The following is an 18466-nucleotide window of genomic DNA, read 5'->3' on the forward strand; positions in this document are numbered from 1 at the left end:
TTGAGTTCTTGAACATGCATAAAACGATTTTCGAAAACTGTCTCTGTAATTTCGCGCGGTTTCCTCAACCCCGTGTCATAAGCGCCGTAAACGAAACTTAGACAATAATCTCAAGCCTCCTCAAGAGTTAGAGAAGCAAAACTTTACACAAAGAAAAACCATTCCGAAAAGAAAAAAACAGCCACAAAAGCCATGCCCTTGAAACTTGAAGAGCGCTCGAGAAAATTATTCTCCGCCGAAAATTCTCCACAAAAGAAAACGCCCCATTGAAAAGAGCTCTGAGCTAAGCATTATCCTCCCCCAAAGCGCAACCGTAAAATATGCCACTCAAAAGCAACTTCCTCTAAACAACCTCCTCCAAACTTCCCTAAATATCGACTCTCTTTAACAGATTTACACTGTAATGCGTTGAATTTTGGCACCACAACGAGCCAATTTTTCTTCCAATCTCTCAAATCCACGATCAAGATGATAGACACGATTGACGATTGTTTCTCCCTTTGCCGCCAATGCTGCAATCACAAGAGAAACAGAAGCACGCAAATCCGTCGCCATGACAGGAGCCCCTTGCAAATTCTCTGTTCCATAGACAGTTGCCGTCTGCCCATCAAGCTTTATCTGTGCTCCTAAGCGATTGAGTTCTTGAACATGCATAAAACGATTTTCGAAAACCGTCTCTGTAATATGCGCGATTCCTTCAGCCCGTGTCATGAGCGCCATGAATTGCGCTTGGAGATCAGTTGGAAAAGCAGGATAAGGTCCTGTTTTAATATCAACGGGCATAATTTTGGTGTTCTTTGGATTTCGCTTAATATGAATTCCTTGAGGTTCTATTTGAATCTCGAGTCCTGTTTTTTGGAGCACCTTAAGCACTTTTGTGAGATGATTAGGATTTGCATTTTTAAGAAAGACATCTCCTCCCGTCATAGCAACAGCCATTGCATATGTTCCCGCTTCGATTCGATCAGCAATAACGCGTACTCTAGCACCGTTGAGTTTTTTAACCCCTTCAATTGTAAGCGTTGTTGTTCCTTCACCGGTTATTTGAGCCCCCATAGCATTCAGAGTTCGAATAAGGTTTGTCACTTCTGGCTCACAAGCTGCATTCTCAAGAGTGGTTGTTCCCTTTGCCATTGTCGCCGCCATCAGCAGCACATGGGTTCCACCAACAGTGACTTTAGGGAAACGATAGTGAGCACCTTTTAACCCCTTTAGCGCTTTTGCATGAACATATCCATTTTCGATAGTAATCTGTGCGCCTAAAGTTTTAAGTCCCTCAAGGATAAAATCGACAGGTCTTGTTCCAATAGCGCATCCTCCAGGAAGCGAAACATAAGCCTCTGCGCATCGTGCAAGCAGTGGTCCGATAACCCAAAAGCTTGCACGCATTTTTTTCACCAGTTCATATGGCGCCCGTGTTGTAGCTATTTTTTGCGCCGTAAAATGAATTGTTCTTGAATTCACACATTCATCGTTAAACTCTTGTCCATCAACGGCATATCCAACACCATGATTATTGAGAATACGAATAAGCAATTCAACATCGGCCAGATGCGGAATATTTTCTAAAGTGAGCGTTTCTTCTGTAAGCAGCGCCGCAATCATAAGAGGCAATGCAGCATTTTTTGCTCCAGAAATAGGAATTGTTCCTTGAAGTTTTTCTCCCCCAACAATTTGAATAGAATCCATCGTGTTTTCCCTCTTTTCCTTTGTGCCTGCCCTTCCAAAGGATTGTCCCCCTTCGGGAAGTTATGCTTTATTAATCGTTTTAGAACGCATTCTAACTATGAGAACAAATTATTGAGAAGTTTGGTTGCAAAAATTTACTAAAAAACATTTTTTTGCATTTTAGAGCTTTTTGCATTTTAGAGCTCTGGTTGTGCTCTTTTTCGGCTTTGCTCTTTTCGACGTTTCAGGTTTTGACGCAATTGTTGTGCCAATCTTTCTTGACGTCGTTTTGCTTTTTCATCTTGATGATTAATTTCATTTTGTTTTTGTTTTTGATGCATTTGTGTCATTGCGCAACCTTTTAAACAGTGTTGAGCTTCTATCCAAGCAACTCATAACCTTAAATATTTAAGCATATAAGAAACATATGTCATGACATAAGATACGTTTTCTTGCAAGAATATACAAATGTTCTCTTGCCTATTTTCTGACAATATGGCACAAGACAGCGCAAAGATTGAAAAGGGCTGCGGTAGCTCAGTGGTAGAGCACTCCCTTGGTAAGGGAGAGGTCGAGAGTTCAATCCTCTCTCGCAGCACCATTTTATTCTTCTTTTGCCTCTCTCTTCTTGCCCTTATAAGTCTTCCCTATAAGCCTAAATCTTTTCCCCCAACCTTCATCGGCTTCATCAAATCCTCCATCCTTTAAACCATGCGCTTCAATAGCCTCAAAATCAGTAGCTTCAAAATCAAGAGCCTCAATGCCACGCTTAATCTCTAAAATGCCTTACGAACGGCTTTTGAAATTGACCGCCCCCCAAAGAATATCCCCCACCCCTTGCCTCCCTCCCCTTTCCTTGCCTCCCCCCTCTTTCCTTGCCTCCCCTCTCTTTCATTTCTGTAAGATTGTCCCCCTTTACTCCTTCTCTTTGCCAAGCCTCACTATTGCAACAGCTCTTAGCACTTGAGACGGTATAGGCATTTTTATTTTTTCAATATTTTATTTCTTGAATATTTTTCCCCACAAGCTCACCCTGTTTGTAATATGCAAACAAACGATTTTACTTGATTCAATATAAGAGCGTCTGAATAAGAAGGGTTGAAATAAGAACATCTCACACTATTTCGGGCTCTCATTGAAATTCAAATTGAATCTCAATAATGAATTATTATAAACTCATTGTTTGAACATATCCCATTGATACCTTTAGCCGCCTCCAAACCCATAATCTTATCTTTCCAGCCTCTCTATCCACCTCAAGCAACACAAGCATTCCCTGTAAAAATTAGAATAAGCTTCATCGATCCTATTCGTCATTTACAACAAATCTAACAGAGCCATTTCCAGAACCTCCTCTCAACGCCTTTCCCATTCTCCCCACCCCTTACCAAAAGAAAAAAAAACAAACAGTGATACCCCTCCACAGTGAAGCTTTCACTAAGCACCCCACGCTCCCATATGGCAAACATCCCATATACCAAACATCTCATATGACAGGCATCCCCATATACCAGACATCCCATATGGCAGAAAATTGAGAGCCTGCCTTTTCAAAGAAGATCCCTCATTACCAATTTTATACACTATGATTTTCCACGTGCTCTAAGCCTCCCTCTTTCAACACGCATCTTTTTTATACGAATACTTTGATTGATACGGATAGCGTTATTCGTCTTGCATAAGAGCCCCAAGAGCGAAAAGCTCTCTCCCTCTGTTCTATTGAAATCAATCACCCCTCTTCGCTTACACTTCACAAGCAGAAAGATCCGTATGGCGAGAAACTTTCCAAGAAAAGCATATCTCTTCGTAAGAAGCCTCCCAGTAAACGAGATTATGAATCGTCTCAAGAGCTACAGCCCATGCCGCAATTTTGGCAACGGGCCCCAATAGTACCAACTTACTTTTTCATAAAGTAAGATAGGGTGCGCAATGTTTATAATCTCTGGGGGTATAATCTACGGACTTTATAATCTACGGGGCTTGACCGTTATACCCCTCACGATATTATTCACAAGCGCCAGTATGAAATTTACGAACGCCAGGCATGAAATGGCTGTGAAATGAGCTTAGAGCGAGATATCTTTATTAAAACAAGTGCGTGAATGTACAAGAACAAGTATATTTCATTTGGAGTATTTTGGATATTCCCCACTCTCCCCACCCTAGGACAACCATTTTGGCTACAGATCCCCTTATATTTTCTGCTGTCATACCTCCTCCAATAAGCTAAAACCCCACATATGCGGGGTTTTAGCCAGTACCACACCTTTATTTAGACACATTATGATCATTATAACCATTTTTATTAAATACGTTTTTACGTATATTTTCAACACAAAAATAACACATATTGATTTATTTAACAGAAATCAATTAAATATTCATGATAATCATTAAAAGTTAAAATGATGAAATTATTATTCAGAACGTACGTCATAATATTTATAACGTTTTTTTCTGTATTCATATTATTGGGTTGTACTCAAGTAAGCGACCTTGCTGAATACGATAGGCTTTACCAAAAATATGTCCATGAAAATTACACTCCTTTAGCATATTCTCAGAAATTAGAAAAAGCAAAAAAAGAGGTAGAATATTTAAAAGCGTATATGGAATGGACTGTAGACATACCCCATGACAAAAGTCAATTTTGGAGGCATTTAATAACATTGCCCAGTAATCCTCCAGAATTCAATATTTTTAAACATTATCACATATTGCTTGTTTTTTGTGGACGTTTTTTTGATTTATGGCAAGGTGATAAAACGATGCCCACACTTACCTTTAACGACTTACCAACAAGACTGAAGGATTTTAAAGCTAACGGGATGAAATACAGGAAAAATTGGGATTATATAGAAAATATTTTCCTCAAAGCAAAGTTTGAAACAAACTTTGATGATCCAATGTTTGCGTACGCAGAAAAATTTTTGGATTCCCCTAATGGCATTAGTCGAAAAGAACAAACTCTCCAGACAGAGCTGCTCATAATAGGCAATGAACTCACTCGTTTTAGAAACACAGCAACAATGTGCGTTATGGCTAGAGAGGTATACCTTGCCATGATGCCCAAAGAAAATGTAAAACCGCCCGTAAGATATAGCACTTTTGAAAAATGGAAGCAGTATTTAAAAAATCTTTAAACGGATCATAAAATGCCTTTCAAAATACTTCTAAAGAACCATTAAGCCCCCCTCACAATGACTATAATCAGGCACAAAGAGGGTATAAAAAACAATGTTAATTAAACAGTCTTTATTGAGAAGCGTCTTAATTATCGCTCTTTTAACAACGCATCTTTTTTATTCTTCAAAGGGATATACTCATTCGAATGAAGTGTTCTCTTCAAAAGAAATTACAGAAAGAGAGAGTTTCTTCCGCATTTTCCTTGTTAATGGAAGTCGCTGGTGGGAAGAAAAATTCTACCAAATTCTCTGGATAGAAAAAACATTTTTTTTGGAAAACAAGCAGCAGTTATCGCAACCGCTCTATGAAAAACATGTCAATATAATAAAAAAATGGCAGAATATAATCAAAAAACGACATCATGTATTTAATACTCTGTGCACCCTTATAGAATTAGAAATAGATGCAATGCGACATGTGAATGAAGCAAAACACTCTCATAAGCATACACATCTCTCAAACCTTATGAAACACATAGAGACATATCAAGAGCGTATAGCTAAAAACAAGAAAGAACTTGAGAAACTTGATCATGAAATTGAGATCTTATACAAAGTTATCATAGAATATACAAAATTACCATAAACTTTGATCTATTCATTCCATAACTTTATGAAAAGTGCTTCTCAAAGGGTCCCCTGTATTTTCAAGCGTTTTGAACTATCTATCGCCATCTTTAGATACAGAGTGCCAAAGTACAGTAACGTTATCATACAATTTGTTGTATTTTACCAACACAAAAATAACACATATTGATTTATTTAACAGAAATGACTTATAAAAGCTCATCAGAAACAAACGACAATAAATACCTTATGTTTAAACACTTTATTTTCTTCGCTATCGTAATAAGCGCTGTTTTATTTACGCATCATACAACGAGTGGATGTACAACAGATGGTCTTTTTGTTGGAAGTACTTCTCCGATCAATTGTATTTCAAAAGAATATATAAGACAGAAAATAAAAAAGAAGCTATTAGAAAAAGAACGCGAAAGAGAATGGTTAGAGCTTGAACAATTTTCTGTTAGCGCTTGTCCAGGTGGAAAATTTCCTGTTTATTATGGCTTTTCTATTATCGATTGTGTTTCAGAGGAAGAACTAAAACAAAATCGTTTTAATAATGAAATTAATATAATGAACTTATTCCTGCAATGGTTTATCGTAGCATTCATAATAACAACGATAATGTCTGTTCCCATAAGTTTACTTTGGCGTTTTAGATTTAAGGTTTCTGCCTGTTTATTTACAATAATGACAACCTTGGCTATTATTGCCGTCCCTTTTACATTTGATTTATCGTCTCTCTTTTAATCTATTTTTGTAAAAAAATATTTCTAAAATATTAAAAACACCCTGCATTTTTAAGCGTTTTGAACTGTATCTCCTCTCATTTAGAGACAATAGCCCCAAGTACAGCCATGCCACTCAATACAATTTTCACCATATTTTTAACATAAAAATAACACATGTCGATACATTCAAAAGAGATCAATTAAACGATCTTATAAAATAAGAGCAATACACAAAGTGGCTGTATTTAATGATAGTAAATGAAGACGATTATTATGGAATTCTTGGTGTAAGCTACGCATGCAACGATAAACAGATAAAATCTGCTTTTCGTAAATTAGCTCTGCAATACCACCCTGATCATAATTCTAGTACCGAAGCAGAACAAAAATTCAGAAAAATTTGTGAAGCCTATGAAGTTCTTAAAGATCCTCAAAAGAGAGCTGCTTACAATCAGTTCTATCATAAAACTTTTAAAGATAATGACAAGGCTTCTGAAATTAGTAGAAAGCAAGAGAACAGACGACAAGATAATACCGAGCATGTAATTGGTAGTATCATGAATGTAATTTTCATTATTTGTGGAATAATACCTATAATGTGTTATATAATTTCGTTTTTTACGTGGAATATACCACTAGGAATAATAAGTATAGGGTTATTAATTTTCATCAGTATAAAAGGATATTTGGTAAATATTGGTGCATTTATCTTCGGGATCATACTAATATCATTTATCAAAGTTATATGGAGAAGTATCTATTGATCAGTGCTTTTGAAGAGCTTTAAGATCAGCCCCACAGTGAATTCACAAGGTGTGGTCATTTTTGATTTTCTATAACAAGGTAGTGTAGAAAAACATAAAGATTATAATGTCTCTATCCGTTCTTTTCTTATTCTCCCGTTTCCTACACCCCTCTATTTTTTTCCACAACCTGCCCCCCAATCTTTTCCCCAACAAGCCCACTTGACTCCACACAGACTTTTTCTCATGCCCCTACATCCTTTTCCCATATCGGCTAAAAAAAAACGCCCCTCAAACGACTCTTTCTTAATGAACAAAAGTACCACAAGGACCATTTCCTCTCCAATGAAAAAGCACTTGTCCGGCAACTTCGCCATCATGGGGGGACTTTCATCGCACCCCCGAACACGCCCCCCCCAACACAAAAGCGGCCAAAAGCTCCCCGTTGTCCCAATACGTCTAAACAAGCTTTAACGACCTCCCCCGCCAAACACCTCCTTCCATTTTCCAGCATGCTTTACGTATCATTCCAAGCTCCCTACTTGCGTGCCGCAAAAACATAAAAACCGGCTCTTTTCCTCCTTGAACGTGCCTTTTTATAGGTTGGAACCTGTCTGTACTGCTGCTTCCCTTCCCCCTAAACCTCATTTTTGTTCTCTAGCATGCTTTCGTGTCACTCCAAGTCACAGGATAACGACCTGCCCCCTTCATCCCCACCATTTCCTCCTCATCCCGCTCCAACATTTCTCTTCCCAAAGCCGCGTATCTCCCCCTTTTCCATATCGGCTAAGAAAATCCCCCAAGCCCCCGCAAAGCTCTCTCCCCCCAAGAACGAAAGCATAACGTACACCATTGTCACCACAATGAAAAAGCAACTCAGCCCTTTCATTGCGGCTCCCCCCCCAACACTCACCACAAAAGCACCCAAAATCACAGCCTCCATACCTCTGAACACTTAGCCTTACTCCCATTCTCGTTTTCCCCTCCAGCATACCGCGCCGCCTTGCATGCGCTCCAAGCACCCTTTCTTCCCACATTTTCCCACCATGCCTTTCACATTCCTGTCCCCTAAAGTTCGCTATGCTCCCTGCTTCCCTGCGCCCCCTTGTTTGGCACCCTCCTCCAACACAAAAACCAGCTCTTTTCCCCCTCTGCTCTTTCCTTTTTATAGAACTTTGCCTCTCCTCAACGCTACACAAGATCCCTTCCCACCCCGTCTCATTCTTGTTTTGCCCTCCAGCATACGTCTTGTCTTCATTCCAAGCACCCTTTCTTCTCCCTCCTTCAAAGCAATTTCTGTTCTTATATGAAAACCTGTCTCAACCGATTTAATTTGCTGTACCATCTTCTCCAACGCCTCATTAAAACGGCTAATTTCATTTTCAAGCTTGCAAATATACGCTTCATCACGATAAGCCCGTTTAATCAAAGGTGGCATATTTGGCCAATAGAGCATTAAATCCACCCATTCGCGTTGAGAAATCCATAACCCTCCTTGACATTGTGCTTTATGTTCTGCTGGAAAGCCCTTTTGCATGAAATGAGGAATTAAAATTTCAGGTTTTTTTGTTTTAATTTCCAACAATCCATTTTTTCCCACAAAAGCATCGGGAGAAAATCCTTGTCCGCGATCATCAGCCAAAACAAAGCCAATACATTCAGGTTCTGTATGTGTCAGTTTCCCATAAAGCTGTCGCGCGATTGGTTCTAATTCAGTTCCACGTCGCATAGAAAGTGTTGCCCCTTCATCAACAGTTTTTCCTGTAATTCTTTCTCCCGCCAATTTCATCATCACACTCTGATAGCGTGACGTTTTTTGCCCTTGTTTTGTTCGTGCCATAACCATCTCAAACAACGAAGCCGTAATCAAACCATTACGCGCTTGCTGCCATTCCTCTGTTCCTTGAATACAATCGATAATGATTGGCATAGTATTTCTCCCCTTCATCTTTAAGGTGTTTTTTTGCAACATATTCTCTTTGAAACATTCATATCTTTTAAGATGCATTCCCCACTAAGAATGACAGCATCCTTAAATATTGTGCTGCTGAAATCACAAAAGCTGTTGGAAACGCCCCCCTCAACATCCCCCTCCCCACAAGTTTCTCATCCCCTCCTTTTCCATATCAGCTAAGCCCCTCCCAAGTCGCCCCCCCAAGAACGAAAGCATAATGCACACCATTGTCACCGCAATGAAAAAACACTTGGGCCCATCATTGCGCTCTCCCAGCACTCAACACAAAAGCACCCCAAAGCCCCCCGTTGTCCCAATACGTCTAAACAAGCTTTAACGACCTCCCCCGTCAAACACCTCCTTCCATTTTCCAGCATGCTTTACGTATCATTCCAAGCTCCCTACTTGCGTGCCGCAAAAACACAAAAACCGGCTCTTTTCCCCCTTGAACTTGCCTTTTTATAGGTTGGAACCTGTCTGTACTGCTGCTTTTCTTCCCCCTAAGCCTTCATTTTTGTTCTCCAGTATGCTTTCCGTATCGCTCCAACCCCACTGGATAACCCGCTGCCCCACCATTGCCTTATCCCCCAATGAACCAGCCGGCAACTTCCCCCCACACAAGCGCCCGCAATTCCTCATATATAGGCTCTTTTCTTCATGCCCCCCTTTCCACACCTCATATCTCCCCTCCAGCATATGCCTTGCATACGCTTCAAGCTCTCCTCCTCCCCCCACTCGTCCTCCCTCTTAACCAGCCAACCACCAACATTTTCCCCAACAAGCTTCCCCCCAACATCCCTCCTCCCCACAAGTTTCTCATCCCCTCCTTTTCCATATCAGCTAAGCCCCCCAAGTCGTCCCCCCCAAGAACGAAAGCATAACGCACACCATTGTCACCACAATGAAAAAGCACTTGGGCCCATCATTGCGCTCTCCCAGCACTCAACACAAAAGCACCCCAAAGCCCCCCCCACGTGTCCCAATACGTCTAAACAAGCTTTAACGACCTCCCCCGTCAAACACCTCCTTCCATTTTCCAGCATGCTTTACGTATCATTCCAAGCTCCCTACTTGCGTGCCGCAAAAACACAAAAACCGGCTCTTTTCCCCCTTGAACTTGCCTTTTTATAGGTTGGAACCTGTCTGTACTGCTGCTTCTCTTCCCCCTAAGCCTTCATTTTTGTTCTCCAGCATGCTTTCCGTGTCACTCCAAGTCACTGAATGACGACCTGCCCCACCATTGCCTTATCCCCCCAATGAACCAGCCAGCAACTTCCCCCCACACAAGCGCCCGCAATTTCTCATATATAGGCTCTTTTCTTCATACCCCCCTTTCCATATCGGCTAAGAAAATCCCCGCAAAGCTCTCCCCCAAGCGGCTCCCCTAAGCTTCCCTCCCAAGAACGAAAGCATAACGCGTGATATTTTCTCCTCAATAAAAAAACCACTTGCCCCTTCGGGTGTTCTCTCTTTCAACCCTGCTACTGCACTACGGAAAAATCATGGCGGCAATATTCTTCCTCCAATTTTTTTGCCATAGACTGAGCCACCTCTTGCGATATAAAAAGTATAGCGTTGTGTTTTTGTGGTTCGAGTCTGATTAAATTTCGCATATTTCCAGCATAATAAAGCGGAATCCCTTGATAAGAAGTCTTGAGATAACTTGGCATGTTTACCACCAATAATCTGTCAAGACATCACATGGGCGTAAACGATGCTGTTTTTCATAAGAGCCATAGAGATTATCTTCATAATCGCAAGCCGCTCTTTCATTTAAACAAGCATGATAAGCTTCACTATTCAAAATGAAGGGCTGCAATTGTGTATTTTCTTCATTTATTTCATGATTTTCGACATAAAAATCCGCCATTTGTTCCGTAATATCTTCAGCATGAGAAGTTGTCAGATCGAGTCGTAAAACTCTATAAACAGTTTCACATTCTTCAATCAGTTCGAGCACTTCTTCGATTTCGTCGATTGGTCCTTCATAAGTACAAGGATTTTCCTCTTCGCATAAAACGACAATGATTTCATCCTCTTTAACGAATGAAATATTTTTCATGATTTCCCCCTTTAGATAGTTGATAAAGCATAGCCTTGTCTTGACAAGACTAAATATAGCGTTAGTCTTATATCCTCTATAGGAGAGATGTCAACCATTTTATCCTTCATAAAAGATATATTTTAAATATCTACGGGGTTCAAATGACATATGTAAAGAAAAATCTATTATTCTTTGTTCCTCTCATGCCCCTTTGTTGTTCTCTATTTGTTCTTACAAAATTGCAATTATAAACACACAGGAGAGATAAAATGAGTGACATAATATTAATAAAACACTGGAGTCGCCTTGACTCAAAAGCACAGAAGGAAGTTATTTTGAAGCTTCGTCAATTGGCCGCCGCAAAAGAGTCAAAATCGCCTGTCTCTCTTGCGGAGAGAGTTTCGAAATAAGCTCTATAAATTCTTTATCTTCAGGGCTAGCCCCTTTCCCGTAAAGAATATAATTCATACTGATATTAATTTCGTGACAAATTCGCGAGAGAGATTCGATTGTTGGTTCTTTTCCTTCAGAAAGAATAGAATGAAGGTACCCCGCGCCTTTACCGGCAGCGAGGGAGATAGATCTTTTTGACCGCCCACTTTTTTCCAAAGCGATTCTTAATCTTTGACGCCAACCATCGATATTCATAATTTCACCATATAGCGCGTCTTTTTAAAAAAACACGTCCTTTTTATAAAACGGGCTTGCATTATCCTCTAAAAAGGATAAAATTAAGGAAACAAATTTTACTTTTTAGGGGGAATTTTTTTTTATTTTTAGATCATAAAAACACTTTAACCACCCTACCGGATATAAAAGACCACCTCCAAAGCTTCTGCCCAAAAGCAAGTACGTTGAGAATGTGTGGTATTCTTTATTTTTTCCATCACCGCAATCTTAAATCGTAAGTTTGCATGCGCTTCAAGCACAGCCAATCATTTATAAGCATCGTAAAGAAGCCTCTAGTCATCATTGAACAGAGCCAAAAGCAACACAAGTTAAATCCTTATTTGAGCTTTTATCATCAATAAAAATGTATAAAAAAGAAGAAAGTAGATTGCAGTATGAAACACGCTAATCAACAAGAAACTCCTCATTATGAATCGTCTAGGCTTCCATATGTTTGTTGGTATCAAAATGACTTTCTAGGAGGTGTACGTGGGATGCGCGCACACGAAATTGGAATCTATACGATTCTTCTCAATGAAATGTATGCCCGTGGACGACCTTTAGAAATATCGAAAGAACGTTTAGCGCGTCTTTGTGGTTGTGACAAGCGAACTTTTGTTAATGTTTTAGAGATGCTCATCCAAGAGGGTAAGATTTTAAATTTAGCCAATGGATTATGGAACAAGCGTTGCGAAAATGTTTTTCAAGAGCGTGAAAAATTGCTTGAACAAAAATCCTTTGCGGGTCGTTCTTCGGCAAAAAAACGCAAGAAAATCAATGCAGAGATGCAACAACTGCTTAACGAAAGTCCAAAAGATGTTGCACAAAACTCAAAAGCTCAAAAGGCAGAAGAAAAGGAAACACCTTACGGTGTTTTAGAAAAGAAAATTTTGTTTGATGAGACAGAACCTTGTTTTTCCTGCGAAGAGAACTTTGAACAAAGCGATCATCCATCACCCTTATCGGCTCTTGATTCACCTCTCCCTTTGCCTGCCCAAGCAGAAGCGGAGCAAAAAAATGCCTCCCCTTTAAACGCTCCCCAAGCCGAGTTCACTCCCGCCCCTATCGCGCAAATTGTCACGGGGGAAAAAACAAAATCCGCCACCACTCTTCCCCCCAGCAATCTTCCTGCCTCCATCCCGCTTTGCACCAACAAAAAAAACACAACCTCAGTTACCAAAGGGCATCGTCTTCCTGAGCATTGGCAAGCAGACATCAAGGCGGCAGTTTCAGAAGGCTTGAGTGAAAGCCAAGCCCATTGGCAAGAAAAGAAGTTTCGCGACTATTGGCAAGCCAAAGGCGGCAAAGAAGCTCTCAAAGTAGACTGGCAAGCCACATGGCGCAACTGGTTTCGCCGTGAGATCGAACGGCAAGAACAGCAAAAACAGGGAGGCTCCTCATCTTTTACCTCTGAGAACAACGACACGCTTTACCGCAGTTTGATCAACTATAACGACAATTTTTGACATCACACAAACAACGTATTTTTCAAGCAAGCGCGGGGATAAAAATGCTTCAAAACCACAACAGCATCGGACAAAACAACACAGAACAAAACAAAAGGCGGCAAAACAACATTTGGATAGGCGATTCACACAGCAAAACGAGACAACATCACCCATTTTGCTCTCATCACAAAAGCGTTCTCCCCACGCAAGGCCCCCCCACAGGCACCCCCCGCACACACCCCAATACACACCCCAACAGGACTCCAGCATGCACCACCCCCTCAGGCATCCACCCCACCCTTCTTGCATCCTTCCTCCTTTCCACCTTCCTCCTTTTCCCAAGGCGCCACTTCCCATGCTCTTGGCAAACAGACACCAACACAGCAGCTTCAAAAAAAACTTCAATGAAAAGCAAACTCTTTGGCCCCCCTCCCACACAGGCACCCCAACACATGCCCCAACACCTCCCCAACAGGACACTCCAGCATGCACCACACCCTCACAGGCATCCGCCCCACCTTCTTGCATCCTTCCTCCTTTCCACCTTCCTCCTTTTCTCAAGGCGCCACTTCCCATGCTCTTGGCAAACAAACATCAACACAGCCATTTCAAAAAGGTTTGAGTGAGAGTCAAGCCCATTGGCAAGCCAAGAAGTTTCGCGACTATTAGCAAGAAAAGAGCGGCAAAGAAGCTCTCAAAGTAAACTGGCAAGCCCCATAGCACCACGGGACTTTACGATCAGATCGAATGGTGAGAACAGCAAAAACAGAATTCTCACCTCCCACATCTTGAGAAAAACGACAATAATATCACGAATGACCATGAGCACAATTTTTGAAATCAAACAAAAACTTATCTCACAAGCCGATAGAATAGCAGAAATGCTTCTTCCCCAAGGGCACAAACGAGGCAACAATTGGATTGTAGGCAACACACGTGGTGAAGCTGGTCAAAGTTTATCGATTTGCTTAAGCGGCAGCAAAGCAGGACTTTGGTATGATTTTGCAGAAAGCACAGGAGGAGATCTTTTAGACCTTTGGTGTGAAGTCAAAGGCATTAGCCTCTCTCAAGCCTTAGAAGAAGCACGCGCGACTCTCAATCTGACACGCCCCAAACCCTTTATGGCGCCCCATCGTTCCTATCGCCGTCCACCGGTTCCTACAGGGCAGAGCCCGCAGAATCTTGTAAAAACCTATCTCCATGAAGAACGCCGCATTCCTCTAGAGATTATAAAGCGTTACCGCATAGGAGAAGATGGCGAAAAAATCATTTTTCCCTTTTATAAACCCGATGGCACCCTTGCTTTAGTCAAAGAACGGCTTGCGCAAACGGGAGCAAAAACCAAACCAACAGCCTCCCAATGTGAACCGATTTTATTTGGTTGGCAAGCCCTTTACCCCACAAACCACGCCTCCACGCAGGCGCTCCAACAGGCACCTCAGCAAGCATTCCAACACACACCTCAGCAGGTACCCTCAACCAACCTCACCTCCACACAAGCATCCCAAAACACCGCCACAACCAACCCCGCCTCCACACAAGCATCCCAAAACACCGCCTCAACCAACCCCGCCTCTACACAGGCATCCCCGCACACACCCCAGCAGGCACCCACGCACGCACCCCAGCAAGCATTCCAACACACACCTCAGCAGGTACCCTCAACCAACCCCACCTCCACACACGCATCCCAAAACACCGCCACAACCAACCCCGCCTCCACACAACCATCCCAAAACCCCGCCTCAACCAACCCCGCCTCTACACAGGCATCCCCGCACACCCCCCAGCAGGCACCCACGCACGCACCCCAGCAAGCATTCCAACACACACCTCAGCAGGTACCCTCAACCAACCCCACCTCCACACAAGCATCCCAAAACACCGCCACAACCAACCTCACCTCCACACAGGCGCCCCAGCAGGCACCCCAACACACACCCCAGCAGGCACCCACGCACGCACCCCAGCAAGCATTCCAACACACACCTCAGCAGGTACCCTCAACCAACCCCACCTCCACACAGGCGCCCCAGCAGGCACCCACGCACGCACCCCAGCAAGCATTCCAACACACACCTCAGCAGGTACCCTCAACCAACCCCACCTCCACACAGGCATCCCAAAACACCCCCTCAACCAACCCCACCTCTACACAAGCGCCCCAAAACACCCCCTCAACCAACCCCGCCTCTACACAGGCATCCCAAAACACTGCCTCAACCAACCCCACCTCCACACACACACACCAACAGGCACCCACGCATGCGCTCCAACAGGCGCCATTCCCCATTTTTTCTTCAACAAACCGTATCATTGTTATCACTGAAGGAGAAATTGATGCGCTATCCTTAGCCGCCTATGGATATCCGGCGGTCTCTGTTCCCTTTGGAGGAGGCAGTGGAGGCAAACACAACTGGATTGAAAATGAATTTGATCATTTAGAATCTTTTGAAACGATTTTTTTAGCCACCGATATGGACAAGCCCGGAGAAGAAGCAGCCCGTGAGATTGCCAGCAGGCTTGGACGCCACCGTTGCTACCGTGTCCGTTTACCCCTTAAAGATGCCAATGACTGTTTAACCGCAGGGATTGATAAAGCCACCATAAAAGCCGCCTTTTCCTCAGCACAAAGCTTTGCCCCAGAAGGTTTACGGCGCGCCTCAGACTATAAAGATCAAGTGATTGGGCTTTTTTGGCCAGAGCCTGAAAAACATCTTGGTTATACGGTTCCCTATCCTAAACTGAAGGACAAATTGCATTTCCGCCCAGCAGAATTAACGCTCTGGAGTGGTGCGAGTGGTGCAGGTAAAAGCCAATTATTATCAGACTGTATTCCCCATTGGATTGCACAAAAGAGTCGCCTTTGCTTAGCGTCTCTAGAAATGAAAGGAGAACAATCACTTCGCCGTTTAACCAAACAAACGGGCGGCTTAGAACAGCCTACAAAAGAGACAATTGAACGGATTCTTCATTTTTTAGACGAAGGGCTTATTCTTTATGAGCATGTTGGCAAATCAAGCGTTGACACCTTGCTTGATGTCTTTGACTATTGTCGTGCACGCTATGGCTGCGATCAATTTATCATCGACAGTCTCATGCGGCTTGGCATTGCCTCTGATGATTATGCAAGACAAGAACAAGCCGTTTATAAAATGGTTGATTGGGCTGTTTTAAACAGTGTGCACATTCACCTTGTCGCCCATGCCCGCAAAAGCGGTCTGGATAAAGATATCCCCAGCACAGAAGACATTAAAGGCGCCTCAGAGATTGGCGCCAATGCCTTTAACATCATCACCATTTGGCGCAATCGACCGTTAGAAGACAAAATCTTTGCCGCCTCTCTCGCACAAGAAAAAGCAGATTTAGCCAAACGCCCCGGCGTTATTATGAATATTGCCAAACAACGTTCTGGTGATTTTGAAGGCAAAATAGGGCTTTGGTTTGATCCCCAAACCTACCGCTATCGCTGTTCTTTTGAACAATCATTCCCTCGACGTTATCTGTAATACCCCATAAACCCCACTCTCTTTAAAAACGCCTCCGCTTTCACACGCACACGCCCTGCTCCCATAGAAACAACAGGAAGGATAAATCCACAAATGACGAAAAACACCCTCTCATTCGCGAACCAAAGCCCGCTCAACCCTAGTTTCTCTGCTCCCAAAGGCAAACAAAAAAAGATCGCTCCAACAACGGCGCAAAACACCACCCCCTTCAATAACCACAAACAATGCGTCACCACCCCATCTCGCCACCCCCTCATATGCAAAATCAAAAACCACTCCAACAATGCAGCAAACACCAGCCCCATCAAGGACAATAGTCCCCATGGTATGTCCATATTCTCCATCCCCACAAGAGCTAAAAAAAGGACGACTCCTAAAATGCCGTAAAACAGCACTTCCTTCAAAAGAGGGAAACACCAAAAATACAATAAAACGCCGCCCGCCACCACGGAATATCGAAGCGCTTGGAAACTTTATAAGTACCAATAACGACAATAATAAAAAGGTAGGAAAACACCAACAACAGCCAAAACATCACATCGTTCGACATCAATACCCCTCACAGAAAGCCCATTAAAGATCACACCCATGAGACAAAAAAACACCCCCTACTTTAAGAACCAAGCCCATAGAACACGCGCACGCCTTACACCCTGATAAATCAAAGGAGAAAAAAATCCAACAATAAAGGGCAACACCCTCTCATCCGAGAACCAAAGCCAGCTCAACCCTAGATTCTCTGCTCCCAGACGGGTAAAACAAAGGATTGGTGCCAAAATGCAGAAAAACAGCACAAAATTCAAAGCACGCAACAACCTCTGTAACACCGTATCACTTTGCTCGCGTATAAAGAACCCCAAGAGCACTTTCAACAATACAGACAAGAGCAATCCCTTTAAGAATACCGCCCTTATGCTATCCATATCCCTGACGCCCACAGCAGCAAACCACAGGATAAAGCCCATCATGCAACAAAACATAACCGCCTTCAAGAAAACTTGCCAAGCAACAGGCATACTCTTGACGCCCAAATGCACCAAACCAAGAACAGTTGCAAAAATGCAAGAAAACACCACCCCCTTCAAGAGCAGCTCCCCGTCAACAGTGCGCCGGCCCATGCCCACATAAATAAAACCAAGGTAGGTGGCAAGGGCGCCATAAAGCACCACCCATCTCCAAAACATCCACCCTGTAACAGAGCGACGCTTTGCTCCCTTATAAATAAAAACCAAGGCCAGAGCAAAAAAGCAGAAAAACCAAGACAACAGCCAAAACATCACATCGTTCGACATCAAATACCCCTCACAGAAAGAACATCAAAGATCACGCCCGTGGAAAAGAAAAATGCTCATTCTTTTTAAGCCCCCCAACAGTACACGCACACACCGTACCCCCTCCAAAACAAAAAAAGGAACAAGTCCAATAGTGCCCAGCCCCCCATCGTTCAAGAACCAATGCGTGCTCCAGCCCATATGCTTGGCGCCCACATGCGCCAATCCAACAACAGCTCCAACAACGCCACCCAACACCAGAAACTTCAATAAAAATACCCCACGCGATATCCATTTACCCCGCACCCTCATAAGCAAAACCAAGGAACAACCAAAAATGCAGCAAAAAATCAATCCTTTACAAAGAATGAAAGCCTAAACCCAAGACGCTTTGCCCCTAGACAAATAAGCCCAAGGATAAGACCAAAGACAACGCCAAAAAGAATGTAAAAAACCCACTTGTTTGAAAACCACACCTGAGCCAAACCAAAATGCTCAGCTTTCGCATAAACAAACTTAGAGGTCACGCCAACAAAGAATGCAAGCACCCCACCCTTAAAAAAGTCCTTCCTTGTAAACCCGAAAAACCTTATTCCCACATAAATAGAAACAAAGGCGAGAGCCAAAGGGCAGAAAAACCCCAACCACTGCCAAAACATCACATCGTTCGACATCAAATA

General features: G+C 42.8%; 22 protein-coding genes, 1 tRNA gene and 2 pseudogenes. 9 read left to right on the plus strand and 16 right to left on the minus strand.

The genetic code is table 11. The annotated features are described in order from the left end of the window. Nucleotides 1–393: 393 nt before the first annotated feature. Both murA and ACFIKX_RS08520 read right to left on the minus strand, forming a co-directional pair. Complete coding sequence (murA, locus tag ACFIKX_RS08515; protein ID WP_375613603.1) at nt 394–1689, minus strand: UDP-N-acetylglucosamine 1-carboxyvinyltransferase; 1296 nt, start codon at nt 1687–1689, stop codon at nt 394–396. 176 nt (nt 1690–1865) lie between these two features. Further along, nucleotides 1866–2018: a hypothetical protein gene (locus ACFIKX_RS08520; RefSeq protein ID WP_375607050.1), complete on the minus strand. Its 153-nt coding sequence runs from the start codon at nt 2016–2018 to the stop codon at nt 1866–1868. 176 nt (nt 2019–2194) lie between these two features. Here ACFIKX_RS08520 and ACFIKX_RS08525 point away from each other — a divergent pair. Next, nucleotides 2195–2269, plus strand: a tRNA-Thr gene (locus ACFIKX_RS08525). A 1142-nt stretch (nt 2270–3411) separates the two neighbouring features. Here the strand turns inward: ACFIKX_RS08525 and ACFIKX_RS08530 are convergent. Continuing rightward, the gene (locus tag ACFIKX_RS08530; protein WP_375611652.1) at nt 3412–3564 is read right to left on the minus strand and encodes a hypothetical protein; all 153 of its coding nucleotides are present in this window, start codon (nt 3562–3564) and stop codon (nt 3412–3414) included. 509 nt (nt 3565–4073) lie between these two features. Between ACFIKX_RS08530 and ACFIKX_RS08535 the strand changes: the two genes are divergently transcribed. The 4 genes and pseudogenes from ACFIKX_RS08535 to ACFIKX_RS08550 all read left to right on the plus strand — a co-directional run. Next, complete coding sequence (locus tag ACFIKX_RS08535; protein WP_375611651.1) at nt 4074–4811, plus strand: hypothetical protein; 738 nt, start codon at nt 4074–4076, stop codon at nt 4809–4811. 94 nt (nt 4812–4905) lie between these two features. After that, on the plus strand, nt 4906–5439 hold the full coding sequence (locus ACFIKX_RS08540; RefSeq protein WP_375627711.1) for a hypothetical protein: 534 nt from the start codon (nt 4906–4908) through the stop codon (nt 5437–5439). Between the two features lie 230 nt (nt 5440–5669). Beyond that, nucleotides 5670–6167 carry a hypothetical protein gene (locus ACFIKX_RS08545; RefSeq protein ID WP_375627712.1) on the plus strand — a complete coding sequence of 166 codons (498 nt, stop codon included), beginning with the start codon at nt 5670–5672 and terminating at the stop codon, nt 6165–6167. A 229-nt stretch (nt 6168–6396) separates the two neighbouring features. Continuing rightward, nucleotides 6397–6636: pseudogene (locus ACFIKX_RS08550) on the plus strand (DnaJ domain-containing protein); the annotation flags it as partial. Between the two features lie 428 nt (nt 6637–7064). Here ACFIKX_RS08550 and ACFIKX_RS08555 read toward each other — a convergent pair. The 8 genes from ACFIKX_RS08555 to ACFIKX_RS08590 all read right to left on the minus strand — a co-directional run bounded on the left by ACFIKX_RS08555 (nt 7065) and on the right by ACFIKX_RS08590 (nt 11537). Beyond that, a complete protein-coding gene (locus ACFIKX_RS08555; RefSeq protein ID WP_375627713.1) occupies nt 7065–7358 on the minus strand; it encodes a hypothetical protein in 294 nt (97 codons plus the stop codon). Nucleotides 7359–7618: 260 nt separating this feature from the next. Continuing rightward, complete coding sequence (locus ACFIKX_RS08560; RefSeq protein WP_375627714.1) at nt 7619–7846, minus strand: hypothetical protein; 228 nt, start codon at nt 7844–7846, stop codon at nt 7619–7621. A gap of 210 nt (nt 7847–8056) precedes the next feature. Then, on the minus strand, nt 8057–8821 hold the full coding sequence (locus ACFIKX_RS08565; RefSeq protein ID WP_375627715.1) for a lambda exonuclease family protein: 765 nt from the start codon (nt 8819–8821) through the stop codon (nt 8057–8059). 483 nt (nt 8822–9304) lie between these two features. Further along, a complete protein-coding gene (locus ACFIKX_RS08570; protein WP_375627716.1) occupies nt 9305–9484 on the minus strand; it encodes a hypothetical protein in 180 nt (59 codons plus the stop codon). A 73-nt stretch (nt 9485–9557) separates the two neighbouring features. Then, a complete protein-coding gene (locus ACFIKX_RS08575) occupies nt 9558–9731 on the minus strand; it encodes a hypothetical protein (RefSeq protein ID WP_375627717.1) in 174 nt (57 codons plus the stop codon). Between the two features lie 595 nt (nt 9732–10326). Beyond that, nucleotides 10327–10515: a hypothetical protein gene (locus ACFIKX_RS08580; RefSeq protein WP_273790850.1), complete on the minus strand. Its 189-nt coding sequence runs from the start codon at nt 10513–10515 to the stop codon at nt 10327–10329. A gap of 2 nt (nt 10516–10517) precedes the next feature. After that, nucleotides 10518–10907: a hypothetical protein gene (locus ACFIKX_RS08585; RefSeq protein ID WP_375627718.1), complete on the minus strand. Its 390-nt coding sequence runs from the start codon at nt 10905–10907 to the stop codon at nt 10518–10520. Nucleotides 10908–11219: 312 nt separating this feature from the next. Next, nucleotides 11220–11537, minus strand: coding sequence for an XRE family transcriptional regulator (locus ACFIKX_RS08590; protein ID WP_273790852.1), 318 nt, complete (start codon nt 11535–11537; stop codon nt 11220–11222). A 416-nt stretch (nt 11538–11953) separates the two neighbouring features. On the opposite strand from ACFIKX_RS08590, the gene ACFIKX_RS08595 reads away from it, so the two are divergent. Next, nucleotides 11954–13024 carry a YdaU family protein gene (locus tag ACFIKX_RS08595; RefSeq protein ID WP_375627719.1) on the plus strand — a complete coding sequence of 357 codons (1071 nt, stop codon included), beginning with the start codon at nt 11954–11956 and terminating at the stop codon, nt 13022–13024. Between the two features lie 166 nt (nt 13025–13190). On the opposite strand, the gene ACFIKX_RS08600 is transcribed toward ACFIKX_RS08595, so the two are convergent. Continuing rightward, nucleotides 13191–13460, minus strand: coding sequence for a hypothetical protein (locus ACFIKX_RS08600; protein WP_375627720.1), 270 nt, complete (start codon nt 13458–13460; stop codon nt 13191–13193). Between the two features lie 32 nt (nt 13461–13492). On the opposite strand from ACFIKX_RS08600, the gene ACFIKX_RS08605 reads away from it, so the two are divergent. Further along, complete coding sequence (locus ACFIKX_RS08605; RefSeq protein ID WP_375627721.1) at nt 13493–13675, plus strand: hypothetical protein; 183 nt, start codon at nt 13493–13495, stop codon at nt 13673–13675. Nucleotides 13676–13827: 152 nt separating this feature from the next. Beyond that, nucleotides 13828–16512: pseudogene (locus ACFIKX_RS08610) on the plus strand (toprim domain-containing protein); the annotation flags it as partial. A 114-nt stretch (nt 16513–16626) separates the two neighbouring features. Here ACFIKX_RS08610 and ACFIKX_RS08615 read toward each other — a convergent pair. Then, nucleotides 16627–16839, minus strand: a complete 213-nt coding sequence (locus ACFIKX_RS08615) for a hypothetical protein (protein ID WP_375627722.1) — start codon at nt 16837–16839, stop codon at nt 16627–16629. Between ACFIKX_RS08615 and ACFIKX_RS08620 the strand changes: the two genes are divergently transcribed. Beyond that, the gene (locus tag ACFIKX_RS08620) at nt 16838–17092 is read left to right on the plus strand and encodes a hypothetical protein (RefSeq protein ID WP_375627723.1); all 255 of its coding nucleotides are present in this window, start codon (nt 16838–16840) and stop codon (nt 17090–17092) included. The genes ACFIKX_RS08615 and ACFIKX_RS08620 overlap by 2 nt on opposite strands. Before the next feature lie 31 nt (nt 17093–17123). Here ACFIKX_RS08620 and ACFIKX_RS08625 read toward each other — a convergent pair whose 3' ends face one another. The 3 genes from ACFIKX_RS08625 to ACFIKX_RS08635 are packed head-to-tail and all read right to left on the minus strand — an operon-like array spanning nt 17124 to nt 18460. Further along, a complete protein-coding gene (locus ACFIKX_RS08625) occupies nt 17124–17807 on the minus strand; it encodes a hypothetical protein (protein WP_375627724.1) in 684 nt (227 codons plus the stop codon). 31 nt (nt 17808–17838) lie between these two features. Then, nucleotides 17839–18081, minus strand: a complete 243-nt coding sequence (locus ACFIKX_RS08630; protein ID WP_375627725.1) for a hypothetical protein — start codon at nt 18079–18081, stop codon at nt 17839–17841. A gap of 55 nt (nt 18082–18136) precedes the next feature. Next, nucleotides 18137–18460: a hypothetical protein gene (locus ACFIKX_RS08635; protein WP_375627726.1), complete on the minus strand. Its 324-nt coding sequence runs from the start codon at nt 18458–18460 to the stop codon at nt 18137–18139. Between the last annotated feature and the right edge of the window lie 6 nt (nt 18461–18466).

This window comes from Bartonella sp. CM86QHHN, assembly GCF_042194695.1.
GTDB lineage: Bacteria > Pseudomonadota > Alphaproteobacteria > Rhizobiales > Rhizobiaceae > Bartonella.

What these genes read in the sequence shown, in the direction of transcription:
- ACFIKX_RS08625 (WP_375627724.1), bottom strand. Translation starts at nt 17,807, where the DNA reads ATGTCGAACGATGTGATGTTTTGGCTGTTGTCTTGGTTTTTCTGCTTT.
- ACFIKX_RS08565 (WP_375627715.1), bottom strand. Translation starts at nt 8,821, where the DNA reads ATGCCAATCATTATCGATTGTATTCAAGGAACAGAGGAATGGCAGCAA.
- ACFIKX_RS08540 (WP_375627711.1), top strand. Translation starts at nt 4,906, where the DNA reads ATGTTAATTAAACAGTCTTTATTGAGAAGCGTCTTAATTATCGCTCTT.
- ACFIKX_RS08590 (WP_273790852.1), bottom strand. Translation starts at nt 11,537, where the DNA reads ATGAATATCGATGGTTGGCGTCAAAGATTAAGAATCGCTTTGGAAAAA.
- ACFIKX_RS08570 (WP_375627716.1), bottom strand. Translation starts at nt 9,484, where the DNA reads ATGAGGAATTGCGGGCGCTTGTGTGGGGGGAAGTTGCCGGCTGGTTCA.
- ACFIKX_RS08595 (WP_375627719.1), top strand. Translation starts at nt 11,954, where the DNA reads ATGAAACACGCTAATCAACAAGAAACTCCTCATTATGAATCGTCTAGG.
- ACFIKX_RS08580 (WP_273790850.1), bottom strand. Translation starts at nt 10,515, where the DNA reads ATGCCAAGTTATCTCAAGACTTCTTATCAAGGGATTCCGCTTTATTAT.
- ACFIKX_RS08600 (WP_375627720.1), bottom strand. Translation starts at nt 13,460, where the DNA reads ATGTGTTGGGGTGCCTGTGTGGGAGGGGGGCCAAAGAGTTTGCTTTTC.
- ACFIKX_RS08605 (WP_375627721.1), top strand. Translation starts at nt 13,493, where the DNA reads ATGCACCACACCCTCACAGGCATCCGCCCCACCTTCTTGCATCCTTCC.
- ACFIKX_RS08520 (WP_375607050.1), bottom strand. Translation starts at nt 2,018, where the DNA reads ATGACACAAATGCATCAAAAACAAAAACAAAATGAAATTAATCATCAA.
- ACFIKX_RS08620 (WP_375627723.1), top strand. Translation starts at nt 16,838, where the DNA reads ATGGTATGTCCATATTCTCCATCCCCACAAGAGCTAAAAAAAGGACGA.
- ACFIKX_RS08615 (WP_375627722.1), bottom strand. Translation starts at nt 16,839, where the DNA reads ATGGGGACTATTGTCCTTGATGGGGCTGGTGTTTGCTGCATTGTTGGA.
- ACFIKX_RS08545 (WP_375627712.1), top strand. Translation starts at nt 5,670, where the DNA reads ATGTTTAAACACTTTATTTTCTTCGCTATCGTAATAAGCGCTGTTTTA.
- ACFIKX_RS08535 (WP_375611651.1), top strand. Translation starts at nt 4,074, where the DNA reads ATGATGAAATTATTATTCAGAACGTACGTCATAATATTTATAACGTTT.
- ACFIKX_RS08630 (WP_375627725.1), bottom strand. Translation starts at nt 18,081, where the DNA reads ATGGATATCGCGTGGGGTATTTTTATTGAAGTTTCTGGTGTTGGGTGG.
- ACFIKX_RS08635 (WP_375627726.1), bottom strand. Translation starts at nt 18,460, where the DNA reads ATGTCGAACGATGTGATGTTTTGGCAGTGGTTGGGGTTTTTCTGCCCT.
- ACFIKX_RS08585 (WP_375627718.1), bottom strand. Translation starts at nt 10,907, where the DNA reads ATGAAAAATATTTCATTCGTTAAAGAGGATGAAATCATTGTCGTTTTA.
- murA (WP_375613603.1), bottom strand. Translation starts at nt 1,689, where the DNA reads ATGGATTCTATTCAAATTGTTGGGGGAGAAAAACTTCAAGGAACAATT.